Source organism: Frateuria sp. YIM B11624, from assembly GCF_049727805.1.
Classification (GTDB): domain Bacteria; phylum Pseudomonadota; class Gammaproteobacteria; order Xanthomonadales; family Rhodanobacteraceae; genus Frateuria_A.
The window spans coordinates 1-2,500 of record NZ_JBCNYA010000060.1; the positions used below are offsets into that span (position 1 = coordinate 1).

Consider the following 2,500-nt stretch of genomic DNA (forward strand, 5'->3'; position numbering starts at 1 on the left):
CACCGTTTCGGGTGAGGGTTTTCCAGGATAAAGCCCCTGGCGGTGACCTACTCTTGCATGGACAAGCCACACTACCATCGGCGCGGCTGCGTTTCACTTCCGAGTTCGGGATGGGATCGGGTGGGACCACAGCGCTATGGCCGCCAGGGAAGGGGTTGAAGCAGCGCTGGGAGCGCCTGGCTTCAAAAGGGGTAAACGAGTGACAAGCGAGTTGAATCGAGTCGAACCATGGATGCGTCATTGAAGCGGGTCGTGGCTCTTTTGAGGAGTCCGGCCATGGATGGCCGGGTTCGTCGCAGAGGGACCTGCACATGCGAAGCGTCTTGGGGTTATATGGTCAAGCCGCACGGCGCATTAGTACGCGTAAGCTCAATGCATTGCTGCACTTCCACATCGCGCCTATCAACCACCTAGTCTTGATGGTGCCTTAAGGAGAGTCGAGCTCTCGGGAGATCTCATCTTGGGGCGTGCTTCCCGCTTAGATGCTTTCAGCGGTTATCACTTCCGTTCGTAGCTACCGGGCAATGCCTCTGGCGAGACAACCCGAACACCAGCGGAACGTCCACTCCGGTCCTCTCGTACTAGGAGCAGCCCCCCTCAAATCTCCAACGCCCACGACAGATAGGGACCGAACTGTCTCACGACGTTCTGAACCCAGCTCGCGTACCACTTTAAATGGCGAACAGCCATACCCTTGGGACCGGCTACAGCCCCAGGATGTGATGAGCCGACATCGAGGTGCCAAACACCGCCGTCGATATGAACTCTTGGGCGGTATCAGCCTGTTATCCCCGGAGTACCTTTTATCCGTTGAGCGATGGCCCTTCCATACAGAACCACCGGATCACTAAGACCTACTTTCGTACCTGCTTGATCCGTCGATCTTGCAGTCAAGCACGCTTATGCCTTTGCACACAGTGCGCGATGTCCGACCGCGCTGAGCGTACCTTCGTGCTCCTCCGTTACGCTTTGGGAGGAGACCGCCCCAGTCAAACTACCCACCATACACGGTCCCTGACCCGGATTACGGGCCTAGGTTAGAACGTCAAGCACTTCAGGGTGGTATTTCAAGGATGGCTCCACCAGAACTGGCGTCCTGGTTTCAAAGCCTCCCACCTATCCTACACAGAAGAACTCAACGTTCAGTGTAAAGCTATAGTAAAGGTTCACGGGGTCTTTCCGTCTTGCCGCGGGAACGCTGCATCTTCACAGCGATTTCAATTTCACTGAGTCTCGGGTGGAGACAGCGCCGCTGTCGTTACGCCATTCGTGCAGGTCGGAACTTACCCGACAAGGAATTTCGCTACCTTAGGACCGTTATAGTTACGGCCGCCGTTTACTGGGGCTTCGATCAAGAGCTTCGCCTTGCGGCTGACCCCATCAATTAACCTTCCAGCACCGGGCAGGCGTCACACCCTATACGTCCACTTTCGTGTTTGCAGAGTGCTGTGTTTTTGATAAACAGTCGCAGCGGCCAGGTTACTGCGACCCATCAGAGCTCAGTCACGCACGTGACCACCCCGATGGGCGCACCTTCTCCCGAAGTTACGGTGCCATTTTGCCTAGTTCCTTCACCCGAGTTCTCTCAAGCGCCTTGGGATTCTCACCCTGCCTACCAGTGTCGGTTTACGGTACGGTTTTTCTTAAGCTGAAGCTTAGTGGCTTTTCCTGGAAGCGTGGTCTCAGTCACTTCGCCCAATAGGGCTCGTCTCGGTGCTCGGCATAAAGCATCCCGGATTTGCCTAAGATGCATGCCTACCGCCTTTCCCCGGGACAACCAACGCCCGGTAGACCTAACCTTCTCCGTCCCCACATCGCACTTAAGAAAAGTGCTGGAATATTAACCAGCTTCCCATCGACTACGCATTTCTGCCTCGCCTTAGGGGCCGACTCACCCTGCGCCGATGAACGTTGCGCGAGGAAACCTTGGGCTTTCGGCGTGCGGGCTTTTCACCCGCATTATCGTTACTCATGTCAGCATTCGCACTTCCGATACCTCCAGCAGACCTCTCGATCCACCTTCACAGGCTTACGGAACGCTCCTCTACCGCGCACATTGCTGTGCACCCCGAGCTTCGGTGTAGTGCTTAGCCCCGTTAAATCTTCCGCGCAGACCGACTCGACCAGTGAGCTATTACGCTTTCTTTAAAGGGTGGCTGCTTCTAAGCCAACCTCCTGGCTGTCTATGCCTTTCCACATCGTTTTCCACTTAGCACTAACTTGGGGACCTTAGCTGCGGGTCTGGGTTGTTTCCCTTTTCACGACGGACGTTAGCACCCGCCGTGTGTCTCCCGGATAGTCTGTCCTGGTATTCGGAGTTTGCCATGGTTTGCTAAGTCGCGATGACCCGCTAGCCATAACAGTGCTCTACCCCCAGGAAGATTCGTCCGAGGCGCTACCTAAATAGCTTTCGAGGAGAACCAGCTATCTCCGAGTTTGTTTAGCCTTTCACTCCTATCCTCAGCTCATCCCCATCTATTGCAACAGATGTGGGTTCGGT

General features: G+C 55.4%; 2 rRNA genes (1 of these 2 cut by a window edge). Both read right to left on the minus strand.

What is annotated here, in order from left to right:
- Positions 1 to 34: 34 nt before the first annotated feature.
- Positions 35 to 148, minus strand: a 5S ribosomal RNA gene (gene rrf / locus AAIL17_RS18140).
- A 185-nt stretch (positions 149 to 333) separates the two neighbouring features.
- A 23S ribosomal RNA gene (locus AAIL17_RS18145) occupies positions 334 to 2,500 on the minus strand; it runs 711 nt beyond the window's last position.